Annotated in this window: 15 protein-coding genes, 1 tRNA gene, 1 pseudogene and 1 riboswitch; of the genes and pseudogenes, 1 reads left to right on the top strand and 16 read right to left on the bottom strand. The window is 43.5% G+C overall.

The window, feature by feature from the left end; genetic code table 11:
• Window positions 1–336 precede the first annotated feature (336 nt).
• Window positions 337–846, top strand: coding sequence for a hypothetical protein (locus G4407_RS14485; protein ID WP_173689456.1), 510 nt, complete (start codon window positions 337–339; stop codon window positions 844–846).
• An 89-nt stretch (window positions 847–935) separates the two neighbouring features.
• Here G4407_RS14485 and nrdD read toward each other — a convergent pair whose 3' ends face one another.
• From nrdD to ribD, 16 genes and pseudogenes are all read right to left on the bottom strand, one after another.
• On the bottom strand, window positions 936–3,125 hold the full coding sequence (gene nrdD, locus G4407_RS14480) for an anaerobic ribonucleoside-triphosphate reductase (protein ID WP_173689455.1): 2,190 nt from the start codon (window positions 3,123–3,125) through the stop codon (window positions 936–938).
• 140 nt (window positions 3,126–3,265) lie between these two features.
• Window positions 3,266–3,859 (bottom strand): HD domain-containing protein, encoded by a 594-nt coding sequence (locus tag G4407_RS14475; protein ID WP_173689454.1) that lies wholly within the window; start codon window positions 3,857–3,859, stop codon window positions 3,266–3,268.
• A gap of 227 nt (window positions 3,860–4,086) precedes the next feature.
• Window positions 4,087–4,500, bottom strand: coding sequence for an ATP synthase F1 subunit epsilon (gene atpC / locus G4407_RS14470; RefSeq protein ID WP_173689453.1), 414 nt, complete (start codon window positions 4,498–4,500; stop codon window positions 4,087–4,089).
• Window positions 4,501–4,511: 11 nt separating this feature from the next.
• Window positions 4,512–5,909, bottom strand: coding sequence for a F0F1 ATP synthase subunit beta (gene atpD / locus G4407_RS14465; protein WP_117556895.1), 1,398 nt, complete (start codon window positions 5,907–5,909; stop codon window positions 4,512–4,514).
• A gap of 8 nt (window positions 5,910–5,917) precedes the next feature.
• A complete protein-coding gene (gene atpG / locus G4407_RS14460) occupies window positions 5,918–6,811 on the bottom strand; it encodes an ATP synthase F1 subunit gamma (protein WP_173689452.1) in 894 nt (297 codons plus the stop codon).
• Between the two features lies 1 nt (window position 6,812).
• On the bottom strand, window positions 6,813–8,321 hold the full coding sequence (atpA, locus tag G4407_RS14455; protein ID WP_173689451.1) for a F0F1 ATP synthase subunit alpha: 1,509 nt from the start codon (window positions 8,319–8,321) through the stop codon (window positions 6,813–6,815).
• A 5-nt stretch (window positions 8,322–8,326) separates the two neighbouring features.
• Window positions 8,327–8,857 carry an ATP synthase F1 subunit delta gene (gene atpH, locus G4407_RS14450; protein WP_330586113.1) on the bottom strand — a complete coding sequence of 177 codons (531 nt, stop codon included), beginning with the start codon at window positions 8,855–8,857 and terminating at the stop codon, window positions 8,327–8,329.
• Window positions 8,841–9,335 (bottom strand): F0F1 ATP synthase subunit B, encoded by a 495-nt coding sequence (atpF, locus tag G4407_RS14445; protein WP_173689449.1) that lies wholly within the window; start codon window positions 9,333–9,335, stop codon window positions 8,841–8,843. Before atpF ends, atpH begins: the two co-directional genes overlap by 17 nt.
• 33 nt (window positions 9,336–9,368) lie before the next feature.
• Window positions 9,369–9,587, bottom strand: a complete 219-nt coding sequence (gene atpE / locus G4407_RS14440; RefSeq protein ID WP_008374373.1) for an ATP synthase F0 subunit C — start codon at window positions 9,585–9,587, stop codon at window positions 9,369–9,371.
• Between the two features lie 53 nt (window positions 9,588–9,640).
• Complete coding sequence (locus tag G4407_RS14435; RefSeq protein WP_179963166.1) at window positions 9,641–10,306, bottom strand: F0F1 ATP synthase subunit A; 666 nt, start codon at window positions 10,304–10,306, stop codon at window positions 9,641–9,643.
• An 824-nt stretch (window positions 10,307–11,130) separates the two neighbouring features.
• A tRNA-Trp gene (locus tag G4407_RS14430) sits at window positions 11,131–11,201 on the bottom strand.
• A 125-nt stretch (window positions 11,202–11,326) separates the two neighbouring features.
• Window positions 11,327–12,325, bottom strand: a complete 999-nt coding sequence (mgrA, locus tag G4407_RS14425) for an L-glyceraldehyde 3-phosphate reductase (RefSeq protein WP_179963165.1) — start codon at window positions 12,323–12,325, stop codon at window positions 11,327–11,329.
• Between the two features lie 168 nt (window positions 12,326–12,493).
• Window positions 12,494–12,967, bottom strand: coding sequence for a 6,7-dimethyl-8-ribityllumazine synthase (gene ribH, locus G4407_RS14420; RefSeq protein WP_008374369.1), 474 nt, complete (start codon window positions 12,965–12,967; stop codon window positions 12,494–12,496).
• Between the two features lie 58 nt (window positions 12,968–13,025).
• Window positions 13,026–14,246, bottom strand: a pseudogene (locus G4407_RS14415) (bifunctional 3,4-dihydroxy-2-butanone-4-phosphate synthase/GTP cyclohydrolase II).
• Window positions 14,247–14,332: 86 nt separating this feature from the next.
• Window positions 14,333–14,980 (bottom strand): riboflavin synthase, encoded by a 648-nt coding sequence (ribE, locus tag G4407_RS14410; RefSeq protein ID WP_173689448.1) that lies wholly within the window; start codon window positions 14,978–14,980, stop codon window positions 14,333–14,335.
• Complete coding sequence (gene ribD / locus G4407_RS14405; protein ID WP_173689447.1) at window positions 14,981–16,093, bottom strand: bifunctional diaminohydroxyphosphoribosylaminopyrimidine deaminase/5-amino-6-(5-phosphoribosylamino)uracil reductase RibD; 1,113 nt, start codon at window positions 16,091–16,093, stop codon at window positions 14,981–14,983.
• Window positions 16,094–16,423: 330 nt separating this feature from the next.
• Window positions 16,424–16,538, bottom strand: a riboswitch (FMN riboswitch).
• Between the last annotated feature and the right edge of the window lie 72 nt (window positions 16,539–16,610).

The raw sequence follows: 16,610 nt of genomic DNA, 5'->3' as shown, positions 1-16,610 counted from the left end.
TTTTTCTCATCATGGCAGGACTACTCTGCTGTCCATTCTTACTCTTCTTACAATTATAGCAAATCACGCCCGAAAATCAACTATTATTGTCCTCCGGTAAAGCACGACTCCAACCACTCCGGCGGTCTTTGGACTCCTCCAAACGCTGTAATCAGTGCTGCTACGATCTGACCACATACGGTCTCCCAGGCAGCTGTTTTCTTGCAAAAATAATATTAGCGTTTTACAGCCAGATCCATTATACTATACTTATAAACACCCAAAATGTAAAAGGCAGATCAAGCCAATGGTAGGAAAACTATTTTAACTGCCCCCACAAGCAAAGGAGGGATTCTCATGACGAAAAAAGCAACACCAAAAATTTATTTTATTCTGTTACTTTTGTTTATTCTGCTTACTGGCTGCTCAGGCAAAAAGGCATCTGAATCAGCCGTAAATCCGGAAGCCGAAGCAGTAATCAATGCAATGTTTACCGCGCCAAATGAAGAATTATACTCTCCGGATGCTTCTACCGTAATCGGTGAAAATAATGATGCAAATTCTGATGATGCTTTCGCCAATTCTGAGAAAATTCTTGAGAACTGGAACAAGCTTGTAGGAAAATATTTTGAAAGCAGTCGATTAGAATATTTTGTTTCAACCTATGGTCAGACCTATCTGTCAGAGGCAGCTGTTAATAATACCAAAATAGCTGTAAAAGATATTTCGCTTGACTCCAAAACAGATGATTCCGAAACTGTTCTTGTGACTTTTTCGGTCGATAAGAAAGAAATAGTCCAAAAGATATATTTTTCTTATGACCAGGATGGTTTGATCAAAGACGTTTATCCACTTAACTTTAAATAACTTGTCCTAAATAAAAGACACGGCTTCTTTGAACGAAAGCCGTGTCCTTTATTATATCTTCTCACTTTTTTTCAAAAATATTTCCATCCTTACAGATGCAACACCCTGTCCTTAATCTCCTGGGTTCTTCCCTGATTCCAGAACTGGGTTCCGATATATCCGCAGGTTCTTCTCGCCACAAAAAGCTTGTCCTGGTCACGGTTGCCACAGTTCGGGCATTCCCATACCAGCTTTCCGGTCTCGTCCTCGATGATCTTGATCTCTCCGTCATAACCGCAGACTTCGCAGAAATCACTCTTGGTATTCAACTCTGCATACATGATATTCTCATAAATGTACTGTAATACGGAAAGCACTGCCGGAATATTGGTCTGCATATTCGGCACTTCGATATAGCTGATCGCCCCGCCCGGTGAAAGCTTCTGAAATTCCGATTCAAATTTCAGCTTACTGAATGCATCGATCTCTTCGGTAACATGTACATGATAGCTGTTCGTAATATAGTTCTTATCTGTAACGCCCGGAATGATTCCGAAACGCTTCTGCAGACATTTTGCGAACTTGTATGTGGTAGATTCCATCGGTGTTCCGTATACGGAATAGCTGATATTTTCTGCCTCTTTCCATTCTTTACATTTATCGTTCAGACGCTGCATAACTGACAGTGCAAATGGCTTTGCTTCCGGATCTGTATGGGATTTGCCAAGCATCCGCATACACATCTCATAAAGTCCCGCATAGCCAAGGGAAATGGTTGAATATCCATCAAATAACAGCTTGTCGATGGTCTCTCCCTTTTTCAGACGGGCAAGCGCCCCGTTCTGCCACAGGATCGGTGCAACATCTGAAACGGTTCCGAGAAGGCGTTCGTGTCTGCATCTGAGTGCTCTGTGACAAAGCTCCAGTCTCTCGTCCAGAATCTCCCAGAAACGTTCCATATTGCCTTCTGATGAACATGCCACATCCACCAGGTTGATCGTCACAACCCCCTGGTTGAAACGTCCGTAGAACTTATGGCTTCCGTCTGCATTTCTCTGGGAATCTTCTACGGTAAGGAATGAGCGGCATCCCATGCACGGATAAACATCTCCATCTTTCAGTTCTTTCATGATCTTTGCAGAAATATAATCCGGCACCATACGCTTTGCGGTACATTTTGCAGCCAGCTCAGTCAGATACCAGTATTTGGAATCTTCGGTAATATTATCTTCATCCAGTACATAGATCAGCTTCGGAAACGCCGGTGTGATCCATACTCCCTTTTCATTCTTAACACCCTGCATACGCTGCTTCATCACTTCTTCGATGATCATCGCAAGGTCATCCCTGGTTCTTCCTTCCGGAACCTCATCCAGATACATGAAAACAGTTACGAAAGGTGCCTGTCCATTACAGGTCATCAGTGTGATCAGCTGATACTGGATTGTCTGGATTCCGCTCTGTACTTCGGTGCGGAGTCTTCTCTCTGTGATCTTGTCGATAATCGCATCATCCAGAACCTCTCCTGATTCCATTCTTTCTTCAATGACACTCTTGCGGAGCTTCTGACGGCTTACATCTACGAATGGTGCAAGATGTGACAGAGTAAATGACTGTCCGCCATACTGGTTACTTGCAACCTGTGCAACGATCTGTGTGGTCACATTACACGCGGTAAAGAAACTATGTGGTTTCTCGATCATCGTCTCACTGATGACAGTTCCGTTCTGGAGCATATCCTCCAGGTTGATCAGATCACAGTTGTGCTCTTTCTGTGCAAAATAGTCCATATCATGAAAATGAATGATTCCTTCTTCGTGTGCACGGACGATTTCTTCCGGAAGAAGGACTCTCCTGGTAAGGTCCTTGCTGACCTCTCCTGCCATGTAATCTCTCTGTGTAGAATTGATCACAGGATTCTTATTGGAGTTCTCCTGCTTTACTTCCTCGTTCATATGATCGATCAATGCAAGGATTCCGTTATCCGTTGTATTCGACTTTCTGGTTAATTCTCTCTTATAGCGATAGCGGACATACTTCTGGGCAACCTCATAACCACGCATCTCCATAATGCCGGTCTCAACCATATCCTGGATGTCCTCCACATTCACTGCATGCGTAAATTCCTCTGCCTGCTGTGCAATCTTCTCCGCAATTGCAATGATCTGAAAGTCATTCATCTTGTGGATGTTCTCAACCTCTTCATTCGCTTTTTTGATCGCATTCACAATCTTCTCCAGCCGGAAGTCTACTTCCTCACCGTTTCTTTTGATTACTCTCGTTTTTACTTCCAAACCCATCCCAACTTTCTCCTAACTTTGTTCCATCGCTCTACAAAATATAGTGTCACTTTTAAGTTTCTCCACTATATTTTGCGCTCTGTAGTATATGATACCCCATATTCATGAAAATGAAAAGGGGGATTTTTGTTTTTTTTATGTTATTTTTTTATCTTGCCATTTTCCAGATTCGGTCTTAAAAATTCTTCCTTTGCATACTCCCAGATTGCTTCTGAGCCCTTTGCCGTATTCTGGTTACGGTTCAGGATCTGTTCAATATGAACATCATGTTCCTCCCATGCTTTGCCGTCTGTAGCCGCATTTAACATGATCGGCTGGATATTGTCCATCGTCCGGGCAAACCTCGACTCAGCAGTCTCCTGTGCCTCAAATTCCTCCCAGAGCGTCCGAAATTCCTTTCCCTGCTTTACCGGAAGAAGTCCGAAAATCCGGTCCGCAGCCTTCACTTCCCGTTCCTTCTGCGTCTTCTTCGCATCCTCATCATAGGCATAGGTATCCCCTGCATCAATTTCTACAATATCATGGATCAAAAGCATCGTCACTGTCTTAAGAACATCAATCTTCTCATTGGAATATCCCGCAAGCAGAACCGTCATGATCGCCATATGCCACGCATGCTCCGCGTCATTCTCCTTACGCACCCCATCCGTCAGATATGTCTGCCTCCCAATAAATTTTTCCTTGTCAATCTCCCGAAAGAAATTAAATAATTGCGTAAGCTCCTCTTTTTCCACGTTTTTGCTCCTTCTATGATGAAATACACACTATTTAACACCTCAAAATCCTGTTTCTCAGTACACGCGCACTGTTATATATTCTACCACAAACTATCCTATATCGAAACTTTTATTTTGTAAAAGATTGCACCATTTTTCCCAATAAATTTTGTCAAAAATTCCGTATTGAAAAAGCGCGCAATCTGTAGTAGATTACGCGCTTCCACATAAATTTGTTTCCTAATTTACCATTCTTTTCGCTTTGACACCTTCAACCGGTTCATCGCCCTCGAAAGCGAAGCCTGTGTCCGGTAATATTCCTGTATACTCTGTTTCTGGCGAAGCCTTTCTTCTGCATACTCTTTCTGCTCCTGGGCATGTCTTGCATCAATGTCTTCCGGTTTTTCCGCTGTCTGCACCAGCATGGTCACACGGTTGTTAACAATCTCAAGAAAACCGGTTCCCACAGCGACATCTACCCATTCGCCTTCTTCAAACTGAAGTTTTGTATCACCGATTGCAACAGCGATCACCATATTTTCATGATGAGGAAGGATCTCCATTCCACCGCCGTCCGGTACCGGCACGATCATCTTTCTGCAGCGTCCTTCATAGAATACCCGGTCACTGGAAATGATTTTAAGTCCAAATGTATCCATACCCGGCACCTCTATTCTGCTTTTTCAGCCTTTGCCTTCTCAATGACTTCATCAATCGTTCCTACATTGAAGAATGCATTCTCCGGATACTCATCCATTTCTCCGTCGAGGATCATTTTAAATCCACGGATCGTCTCTTTCAGAGGTACATATTTTCCCGGAACTCCGGTAAATGTCTCTGCAACGAAGAATGGCTGGGAGAGGAATTTCTGAATCTTTCTTGCTCTCATAACCGTTGCCTTGTCTTCATCTGAAAGCTCTTCCATACCAAGAATTGCGATGATATCCTGCAGCTCTTTGTATTTCTGCAGAACCTCTGTTACACGGTTTGCAACTTCATAATGCTCTTCTCCGACAATATCTGCCTCCAGAATACGGGAGTTAGATTCCAGTGGATCAACTGCCGGGTAAATTCCCTGTTCAACAACCTTACGGGAGAGTACTGTTGTTGCATCCAGATGAGCAAATGTAGTTGCCGGAGCCGGGTCTGTAAGGTCATCGGCAGGTACATAAACAGCCTGTACGGATGTGACAGAACCATTCTTTGTAGATGCGATCCTCTCCTGCAGTTCACCCATTTCAGTTGCCAGTGTCGGCTGATAACCTACGGCTGATGGCATACGTCCAAGAAGTGCGGATACTTCGGAACCTGCCTGTGTAAAACGGAAAATATTATCAATGAAAAGAAGCACATTCTGATGTTCTTTATCACGGAAATATTCAGCCATCGTAAGTCCTGTCTCAGCGACACGCATACGTGCTCCAGGTGGTTCATTCATCTGACCAAACACTAAGGCTGTCTTATCCAGAACTCCGGATGCTTTCATTTCTGTCCAGAGGTCATTACCTTCACGGGAACGTTCTCCAACACCGGTAAAGATGGAATATCCGCCGTGCTCTGTGGCTACGTTACGGATCAGTTCCTGGATCAGTACAGTCTTACCTACACCGGCACCACCGAACAGACCGATCTTACCACCCTTTGCATAAGGTGCAAGCAGGTCAATAACCTTGATCCCTGTTTCCAGGATTTCTACAACCGGGCTCTGGTCTTCAAATGACGGCGGATCTCTGTGGATCACCCAGTGTTCGGTATCTTCTTTTATTTCTTCACCATTATCGATGGTCTCTCCAAGTACGTTGAACAGACGTCCAAGTGTCTGCTCTCCAACCGGTACTTTAATTCCAGAACCGGTAGCGGTTACTTCCATGTCCTTGCAAAGGCCTTCACTTGCTGCCAGCATCAGACAACGAACCTCATCATTTCCCAGATGCTGCGCAACTTCCATAATACAGGTTTTTCCGTTGTTCTCCACCTGCAGGGCATCTTTGATACGCGGCAGATTTCCGTCCTCAAATACAACGTCAACAACTGGTCCCATGACCTGTACAATACGTCCTTTATTCATACCTGTTTTCACTTCCTTTTCCGTTTCTGGGCTTTGGCGCCTGCACAAACCTCAGTAATTTCCTGTGTGATCGCAGCCTGCCTTGCCCTGTTATATATAATAGAAAGATCTTTGATGATTTCCTGCGCGCTGTCTGTTGCTGATTGCATTGCTGTCATTCGCGCATTATGTTCACTTGCATATGCCTCTACCAGACATCCATAGATCATACCGACCACATAGTTCGGTACGATACTGTCCAGAACTGCTTCAGCTGATGGATAAAGTGCGATCGCTTCACGATGGATATTGATCGGCATTTTCATCTCATTGAAAGAAGATCTTTCAAGTGGAAGGATCTTCATCTTCTCAACCATTGTCAGCATGGAATTTTCCATTCGGGTATAAACGATATATACCTCATCCAGCTCACCCTCGCGGAACTGTGAAAAGATCTCTTCTGCAATATCTCTCGCTCTATGCATTGTAGGTTTCTGAACTGTATAGAGAAAATTCGTATCAATTTTCACACCTTTATTCGCATAATAATGTCTTCCAAGTTCACCGACCACGAATAATTTATGTTCCCCGGGCTCTTTCAGCAGCTCATCCTCTACTTTTACAATATTATGATTATACGCTCCAGCAAGTCCTTTATCTGCAGTAATAACGATCGAACCTATTTTTCGTTTCTCTTTCGGAACCTCTTCTCTCTTATCAAAATAGAGATGTTCGATTTCCGGCATATGACGCAGGATTCTGGAAATCTCTCCCTGCAGTCCGTAAAAATACGGTTCTGACTCTGCCAGCTTTTTCTTCGCCTGTCTCATCTTGGTAGATGAGATCATATACATGGCGTTTGTGATCTTCATTGTATCTTTTACACTGTTGATCCGAGTCTGTATTTCTCTGATATTTGCCATATTAACACCTGCTGTCTTTGAATTCCTTCGCTACTTCCACGATCTTTGCAGCCAGTTCATCGGACAGAGCCTTTGTCTGCTCAATCTCTTCACTGATTTCCGGATGAACTGTTGCAAAATAATTCAGCATATCCATCTGGAATTTCTTGACTTCTTTTGTATCAATACCAAGCAGTACTTTATTTCTTGCTGCACATAAGGTAATGACCATCTCATGCATGGACATTGGATGTCCAAGTGGCTGTTTCAGAAGTTCCATCAGACCGGATCCATATTCCAGCTGTTCCTTTGTTGCTGCATCCAGATCGGAACTGAACTGTGTAAAGACTTCCATCTCACGATACTGTGCAAGATCGATACGGATACTTCCGGCTGCCTTCTTCATTGCCTTTGTCTGTGCTGCACCACCAACACGGGATACGGAAAGACCTACGTTAACCGCCGGTCTCATTCCTGAGAAGAACAGATCACTTTCCAGGAAGATCTGTCCGTCTGTAATGGAAATGACGTTGGTCGGAATGTATGCAGATACATCTCCTGCCTGTGTCTCGATGATCGGAAGTGCTGTGATCGAACCGCCTCCCATTTCATCACTTAAACGGCTTGATCTCTCAAGCAGTCTTGAATGAAGATAGAAAACATCTCCGGGATAAGCTTCACGTCCCGGTGAACGTCCAAGAAGCAGGGACAGCGCACGGTATGCAACTGCGTGCTTTGAAAGATCATCGTAAACGATCAGGACATCTTTTCCTTTGTGCATGAAATGTTCTGCAATAGCGGTTCCTGCATAAGGTGCAATATACTGAAGCGGTGCACAGTCACTTGCTGTTGATGCTACTACGATGGTGTAATCCATTGCGCCGCCGTTTTTAAAGGTATTGACAACCTTTGCGATCGTTGATGCTTTCTGACCGATCGCTACATAGATACAGATGACATCCTTGCCCTTCTGATTCAAAATCGTGTCTGTAGCAATGGAAGTCTTTCCTGTCTGACGGTCTCCGATGATCAACTCTCTCTGTCCACGTCCGATCGGGAACATAGAATCGATAGAAAGGATTCCTGTTTCCATTGGAACACTGACGGATTTACGGTCTACAATTCCAGGTGCTTCATTTTCAATCGGTCTGTAATCTTCTGCTTCGATTTCTCCGGCTCCATCAATCGGAGCTCCAAGTGCATTTACGACACGTCCGATAAATTTATCGCCAACCGGTACTCCGGCTTTCTTTTTGGTACGCATTACTTTCGTACCTTCTTTAATATCAACATCTGATCCGAACAAAATACAGCCGATGGTGTCTTTCTGAATATCCTGAACCATACCTTTCAGTCCATTTTCAAATGTCACGATTTCTCCGTACATTGCATGTTCTATTCCATAGATATTTGCAATTCCGTCACCGACAGAGACAACCGTTCCAACCTCGCTGTCTTTACTGATCTGATCAAAATTCTCTATTTCATTTTTCAGAATAGAAATAATTTCTTCTGAACTTATTGAACTCACCTTGTTCACCTCCAGGTCAATTTTTGCTCCAATCTCGATAATCTTCCTTTCAGACTCCAGTCATATTCATCATCACCGGTCTTTAAGATAAATCCGCCAAGTAATGCCGGATCTTTGACTATCTCGATCTTCACATCTGTCTTATGGTACTTCTCGCAAAGAAATTCTCTGATTTTCTCAAGCCGCTTTTCATCTGGTGCTTCCACGCAGGTAAGCGTTGCCATCTGGATCCCTTCCTGCTTCTTGCTATATTTGTCATACGCAAAAAGGATCTGGGCGATTTCGCTCATTCGCTGATTACGGCATACAACTTTGAGAAAATTTCTTATCTCCTGCGGAAAAATCCTGTCTATCGAACTTAATTTCTCCTGCATCGGTACCACCGGACTTGCAAATGTTTCTTCAAGAACCGGTACTTCTTCAAAAAGCTTTTCTGTCTGTTTTACTGCTTCTTTTGGAATCTCAAGTTCATATAAAACACGTGCATACTGTTTTGCCGAAGGGCTACAGCAATACTCTTTATTTAACCTCTTCATTGACATGAGCATCACCTACACCTTTCAGAAACTGATCATATATATCCTGATTTCCTTTTGTGTCATCCACAATCTTACGTGCTGCCTGCATTGCCAGTCCTGCGATCTCACTTTGCAGATCATTCATGGTCTGTTTGCGTTCATTTTCAATCGTCTCTCTGGCATCTTTCAGGATTCCTACGGCTTCCGTATTGGCTTCCTGAAGGATACGCTCTGATTCTCCGGCTGCAGTTTTCTTAGCTTTTTCCACGATCTGAATGGATTCTGCCTTTGCTCCTTCCAGAGCCTTTTCGTATTCCGCTTTCAGTCTGGCAGCTTCTTCCTGACTATCACTGGCATTCTTCAGTCCGTCAGCGATCAGTTTTTCACGTTTTTCCATTATTCCCATTACCGGCTTGAATAAGAATTTTTTCAGCAAAAGATAAAAGACAATCAGGTTGATGATCGTAAAGAGAAGGCTTACATTAAACTGTATCACCTGTCCCACCTGCCTTTCTTTATTTTACTTTTCTTATTTCAGCATTAAGATGATAAGAAGTCCGATAATGAAACCATAAATAGCTGTTGCCTCTGCAAGTGCACAACCAAGGATCAGGTTCTTGCTGATCTTGCTTTCTGCTTCTGGCTGTCTTGCGATTGCATCTACTGCTTTACCTGTTGCAAGGCTGATTCCAAGTCCTGCTCCTAAACCTGTTAAAACTGCTACTGCTGCTCCAATTGCTACTAACATAATCTTGATCTCCTTTTTTCTTATAGATTTTTGTTTTTTCTGTTATTTTTGGGTTATTCCTGCTCCTCATTCATGAAAAGTGCTGTCAGGAATACGAATACATATGCCTGCAGGAATCCATCGAAAATATCAAAGTAAAAACTAAATGGTATCGGGATAAGAACCGGAGCCACTGCTTTTAAAAGCTCCATGATAACAAACGCTCCCAATACATTACCGAACAGACGCATGCAAAGTGATAATGGTCTGATCACAATCTCCAGAACCATAATTGGTGCTACGAATGGTACCGGCTTTGCAAAATGCGCCGCCCAGTGTTTAAATCCATTCTTCCGGATTCCGGAAAATTCAATCAGGCACATACTCATGATCGCAAGTGCTGCTGTTACATTGAGGTCTTTTGTCGGTGACTTAAATCCGAACAGACCAATGATATTGGCTATCCCAATATAGATAAGCACTGTAATCAGATACGGAATATATTTCCTGTTTTCTTTTCCCATGATGTCTTCAAAGAAGTCCAGTCCTTTTCCTATTGCGGATTCCAATAAAAGCTGAACCTTCCCCGGATTTTCGACACTTAAGTTCCGGACAAATATGATACAAAGTCCTACAATAACCGCCATGATGATCCAGGTAACTACAACCGACTCTTTTACCGGTATCCCACCGAACAGCGGAATGGTAAAAACGGTCTCACAGTTCAGCTCTTCTAACAGAGTCTCTGTTAAATGTTCCGTATCGCTCCCTCCCTTTCTTTTTATTCTTATTTATAGTGATTTTTAGAGTGTCCTCTAAAAGTCATGCTTATATTACGCTCACACTTTTTCTTTGTCAATATTTTCAGCTTTTGTAGATTGTACAGTAAAAAAACCAATTTTTTTATCTATTTTCACCATTTCTATCGGTTTTTCTTTTGCTTTCTTTAGCTGTTTTCACTTCCATTTTTTGACACTTTTTTAGTTTGTAGCATTTGAGATTCCTTTTTGACGGATTTTATGCTTTTGTACGATTAAATTTTTGGCGTTTTTTCACAATTATTTTCTTTTGTTTTTATGCACTCTGTATAGTAACTATGTCGATTATATATATCTGGAGGGATGATTATTTTGTTTTGGGAAGTGAAGAATTGATTTGAACTTGCGGAAGTTAAAATGAATCCCTTTCTCCTGGATCTTAGGTTGATTGAGAATTGTGGAAACCCAAATTAGATCAATGTATTTTGCTTAGAATGTTGATTAGAATCTGCGGATATCAAAATTAGATCAATGTATTTTGCTTAGAATGTTGATTAGAATCTGCGGATATTTAAAATAGATCAAGGATTCCAACCTATATTATTGATTAAAATCTGTAGAACTCTAAAATGAGTCAATGATTCCAACCAATATAGTTGATTGAAATCTATAGAAATCTAAACCAGGTCAAAGATTTCAACAAATAACGTTGATTAGAAATTGCAGAAATCTAAAATAGATCAACAACAAGCTGCACTTGGTCCATTAGATACGAAAAAAGGACCCAAACTGAGTCCTTCAAATTACAGGGGATGACAGAATCGAACTGCCGCTAAGAGTTTTGGAGACTCCTGTCATACCATTTGACCAATCCCCTATATGAAATTGTTGATTGCTGAAGCAACCATGAACTATAATAGCACAATGGCTGCTTCCTGTCAATCATTTATTCAATATTTCCTTTGCGCAACTTTGCGCATAATTTCTTCGCGTAGGTCTCACTTACAGATTGCCCCTGCTGATCTGATCGATCTTTGTCAGCTCTTCCCGGGTGAACTTCATATTATGTACGATTTCCACATTCTGGATAATCTGCTCTGGTCTGGACGCTCCGATCAGCACACTGGTCACATCCTCATCTTTCAGGATCCAGCTCAGTGCCATCTGTGCAAGAGACTGTCCTCTCTCATCTGCCAGTTTGTTCAGTGCCTCAATCTGTGCCAGCTTTTCTGCCGTCAGCGCATCGGCATGCAGGAATCTTCCATCGGTAGCGATCCTGCTGTCTGATGGAATTCCGTGCAGATACTTGTCTGTCAGAAGCCCCTGTGCCAGCGGACTAAATGCAATGATTCCTTTGCCCATCTGGTTCGCCGTCTTTTTCAGGCCGTTCTGTTCAATCGTCCGGTCAAAAATGGAATACCGGTTCTGGTTAATGACAAACGGACATTTCAGATCTTCCAGAATCTCCGCTGCACGTACCATTGTCGGACCATCATAATTAGAAATTCCGACATAAAGTGCCTTTCCACTCTTTACGATGGAATCCAGTGCACCCATCGTTTCTTCCAGTGGAGTATTCGGATCCATTCTGTGATGATAGAAGATATCTACATAATCCAGTCCCATTCTCTTCAGGCTCTGATCAAGGCTTGCGATCAGATACTTCCTGCTTCCCCAGTTCCCGTAAGGTCCCGGCCACATATCATAGCCTGCCTTGGTACTGATGATCATCTCGTCCCTGTATGGTGCAAAATCTTCCTTTAAAATCTTTCCAAAATTCGTCTCAGCACTTCCGTATTCCGGTCCATAGTTATTCGCAAGATCAAAATGGGTGATTCCCAAATCAAATGCTGTCCTCAACATTGCCTTCATATTCTCCGGATCCGCATTGGTTCCAAAATTATGCCAGAGTCCTAAAGAAACTGCCGGCAGCAAAAGCCCACTTTTCCCACAACGGTTATATACCATGGTATCATATCTCTCAGATGATGCTGTATACATAATTCATTTCCTCCTTCATTATCTCTGAAATGAAACTTTACTATTTCTTTTACAGATTTCTCCTACCAGATATGATACCTTTTTCCTGCATAAATGTCCAGTAAATCCCGTCCTCTGCCCTTTTTTCTGCCGGAAAACGGGATTCTTTCTGTAACCGACAATCAGAAATTACATCTGTCTCAGAAGATTTACCATTTCGATTGCAGAAAGTGCACAATCATATCCCTTATTTCCACCTTTACTTCCGGCTCTTGAAATTGCCTGTTCGATATTTTCAGTCGTGATCACACCAAATAATACCGGAACGCCTGTCGCAAGACCTACCTGTGCAATTCCTTTTGACACCTCATTGCAGACATAATCATAGTGAGTTGTGTCTCCACGGATCACTGCTCCGACGCAGATCACTGCATCATACTTTCCGGACGCTGCCATTTTAGAAGCTGCTGTCGGAATCTCAAATGCTCCAGGTACCCATGCAGCCGTTATGTTTTCATCCTCCACGCCATGGCGTACCAGCCCGTCTACCGCACCACCAAGTAGTTTATTGACAATAATCTCATTAAATCTTGAAGCAACAATTCCTACTTTCATTCCTTCTGGTGCTACTACTTTTCCTTCTAATACGTTGATCTGTCTCATGTTTTTTTCCTCCTGTAATTAAAGTGTTTCTTCTATATAAATACTGTTTATTCTCTTTTTACTGAAATTTGATTTCTTTAAAGATATGTCCCATCTTTTCCTGCTTCGTCTTCATATAAAATGCATCAAATTTCTGCGGTGCTATTTCAATCGGTACTCTCTCATGGATTGCAAGCCCGAAACCGGAAAGTCCATATACCTTCTCCGGATTATTAGTAAGAAGCCGGAGTGATTTTACTCCCAGATCCGATAAAATCTGAGCCCCTACCCAGTATTCCCTGAGATCCGGTGCAAATCCCAGACGGATGTTGGCTTCCACGGTATCGTATCCCTGTTCCTGAAGTTCATACGCTTTCAGCTTGTTGATCAGACCGATTCCTCTTCCCTCCTGTCGCATATACAGAAGAACTCCTCTTCCTTCTCTCTCAATCTGCTACATCGCCGACTGCAGCTGCTTTCCACAATCGCAGCGGAGAGATCCGAAAGTATCGCCGGTCAGGCACTCGGAATGTACACGGCACAGAACGTCTTCCCCATCACCAATCTCACCTTTCACCAGTGCCACATGATGTTCACCGGTAATGTCATTCACATACCCATAGATCTGAAATTCTCCATACTGGGTCGGCATCTTTGCACATGCTTCCCGCACGACATGTTTTTCATGGATCCTGCAGTAATCCTGCAGATCTTTGATCGTAATAAATTTCAGATCGTACTTCTTCGCCAGCTTCCAGAGATTCTCTGTCCGCATCATCGTTCCGTCCTCTTCCATGATCTCACAGCAGATTCCACATTCTTTCAGTCCGGCAAGACGCATCAGATCAACCGTTGCCTCGGTATGACCATTTCTTACCAGCACACCTCCATGTCTTGCCACCAACGGAAATACATGCCCCGGTCTTCGAAGGTCCTGCGGTTTCGTTCCTTCTTCTGCCAGGCTGCGCATCGTATATCCGCGCTCTTCTGCTGAAATTCCCGTTGTCGTATCCACATGGTCAACGGATACCGTAAATGCAGTCGAATGGTTATCTGTATTTTCGGAGACCATCTGTGGAAGCCCAAGCTGTCCGGCCAGCGCTGCACTCATCGGTGTGCAGATCAGCCCTTTCGCATGGCATGCCATAAAATTGATATTCTCCTGGGTTGCAAATTCCGCCGCGCAGATCATATCCCCTTCATTTTCCCGGTCCGGATCATCCGTTACCAGAACGATCCTTCCCTGGCGCAATTCTTCAAGTGCCTCTTCTACGCTATTGTATTGATACTGTTTCTCCATTTGTTACTTCCTCCTGTCCGATCTATAACTTATTTTTATTCTGTTCTTCTGTATGCTCTCCATTCCAGTCCCGGAATTTCTTCACATCAAATTCCATACTCCTCTAATAATTCCATGGTAAGTCCACCACATTTTCCAGCCGGTTCCGATGGTGTAAGAAACTTTTTAATATACTTCCCTACAATATCATTTTCCAGATTCACCCTGTCCCCAGCTTTTTTCTTCAGCAGCGTGGTTTCCTCTCCGGTATGAGGAATGACTGATACCTGAAAGCTTTTTTCATCTACTTCTGCCACTGTCAGACTGATCCCATCAATACAGATTGAACCTTTTTCTACGATCAGTTCCAAAATCTCCGGCGTTGTCCGGATTTTTACCCATACTGCATTTTCTTCCTTTCTGAGTTCCTCAATCATTCCGGTCCCATCAATATGCCCTGCAACGATATGTCCGCCGAATCTGCCATCTGCCGCCATCGCGCGTTCCAGATTCACTTTCTCACCGATCTTTGTGTCACCGAGATTGGTTCTTCGCACCGTCTCCGCCATCACATCTGCGGTAAATCCATCCTTTTCCAGGGAAACCACCGTCAAGCAGACACCATTTACCGCAATACTGTCTCCGATCCTGGTTCCACCGAGTACTTTTTTTGCCCGGATTGCAATCTTCCCGGATGATCCAAAAAGTTGGAGTGACCGGATGGATCCGGTTTCTTCTACAATTCCTGTAAACATTTACATTTCCTCCAAAACCTTATACTCTGCCAGAATGTCTTCTCCAACCTGCGAGATTCTCATAAGCTGTAGCTTTATGGCATCGTCTACTTTCTCAACTCCAAAGCCTTCCACCGGAGTCTTGCCGCCTCTTCCGCCAAAAATTTTCGGTGCGATAAATGCTTTCACCTCATTTACAATACCGGATTGCAGGGCATCCTCATTTAGAGTTCCACCGCCTTCAATAAGTACACTGTCAATTCCCAGCTCTCCAAGCTTTCTCATCAGAAGCTGCAGATTGATCTCCCCCTTTTCCGAAGGAACTCTGAGAAGCACGACTCCAAGCTTTTCCAGACTGCGTTTTTTCTCTTCTAAATAAATCGCATTCCCCTTTTCACCGGCATATGCAACGATCGTCCGGTATTTCCCTGCTGTCTGGCAGATCTGACTGTCCAGCGGAATCCTGAGCATACTGTCACAGATAATTCTGACCGGACTTTTCTTTCCCTCCAGACGCACATTCAGCATCGGATTGTCTGCCAGAACCGTTCCGATTCCTGCCATGATCCCCATATAGTCATGGCGCATCTCATGTACCAGACTTCTTGCTTCCTCACCGGATATCCATTTTGATGCTCCTGTTTTTGTCGCAATCTTTCCGTCTGCCGTCATTGCATATTTCATCACCACATAGGGCAGTCCTGTTGTGATATAGTGGAAAAAGACCGGATTTAACGCATCACATTCTTCGCGAAGGAAATCCTCTTCCACCTGGACGCCTGCCTCGCGCAAAATCTTTGCTCCTTTGCCGGACACTTTCGGATTCGGATCTCTCGATCCGATCACAACCCGTGCGATCTTCTGTTCCAGAATCGCTTCCGTACACGGTGGTGTCTTCCCATAATGGCAGCACGGCTCCAGCGTTACATAAAGGGTTCCTCCCTCGGCACACTCTGTCAGAGATGCGATTGCGTTCCGTTCTGCATGAAGCTCACCACATTTTTCGTGATACCCTTCCCCGATAATGGTTCCATTCTTTACGATCACGGCACCAACCATCGGGTTTGGATTTGTCCATCCACGTCCTTTTTTTGCCAGTTCAATTGCACGGCGCATATAAAATTCATCTGTCATTTTTTCTCCTTTCTCATCTCTCCCGGAAACATTCTCCGGGAAATGTACTCTGCTAAACATTTTAGGTATGTTGCCGGATAAGTCTATTTTCAAAAAAATGTGCTTTGGCATATAGGAAAAGCCCTGACAGATTCTCTTACCTGTCAGGGCTTTCTTTCTCAGTTATATCGCTGTACGCTCTGTCATACTTCTCGGAAATACCATTTTTTCATCGAATCCGACCTCGGCATTTTATTTTCCGGAAAATAAAAACTCTGGAATGATTCCCATTCCAGAGCGTTTTACTTTTTATTCCTGCATATATGATAGAAACCGTTTCTATCAGCAACGATTCAACTTCTTCCATCCAGACTTTACTGTCGGCACTGGAATCTCACCAGTTCATGCCTTACGGCTCGCGGGCTTTACCGCCGGTGGGGAATTACGCCCCGCCCTGAAGCATTATTTGGTTTTACAAAACTTACTATAACACGTTAACGCAGTAATTGCAAGATTATTTTTTCGACAAACCAGTATG

The sequence above is a fragment of the Allocoprococcus comes genome, from assembly GCF_013300725.1.
GTDB lineage: Bacteria > Bacillota > Clostridia > Lachnospirales > Lachnospiraceae > Allocoprococcus > Allocoprococcus comes_A.
This window is presented reverse-complemented; position numbering and strand designations above follow the sequence as displayed.